The sequence below is a fragment of the Virgibacillus sp. 7505 genome (assembly GCF_002272135.1).
Classification (GTDB): Bacteria; Bacillota; Bacilli; order Bacillales; family Amphibacillaceae; genus Terribacillus.
The window spans coordinates 1-318 of record NZ_NPBF01000119.1 but is presented as its reverse complement, the minus strand read 5'-3'; the positions used below and the strand labels follow the sequence as shown (position 1 = coordinate 318).

At 50.9% G+C, this 318-nt stretch carries 1 protein-coding gene; it reads left to right on the top strand.

Annotated elements, in window-relative coordinates:
- The coding region (locus CHH91_RS18190; RefSeq protein WP_286160843.1) for a helicase-related protein at positions 1–318 on the top strand (318 nt) is incomplete at both ends.

Below are 318 nucleotides of genomic sequence, written 5' to 3'. Positions count from 1 at the left end.
GTCCTGACTGGCTCGACGGTTATTATCCCCACTTCAGCTAAGAAACGAGCCGAAAAAGAGGCTGAAAAAGTAGGATTGGAGCTCAAGCTGCAACCGTTGGCCCATGATCCGAATTACTTACTGCTTACCGTTGATGACAACACACGCGCCAACATGGTTAGCATTATCACCGCTGTTTTTACAACTGGCGGCATTCACGTCCTAATCGGCACAACGGCGCTGCTAGGAGAGGGCTGGGACGCACCTAGCATCAATACGCTTATTATGGCATCCTATGTCGGCTCATTCATGTTGTCTAATCAAATGCGCGGCCGGGCG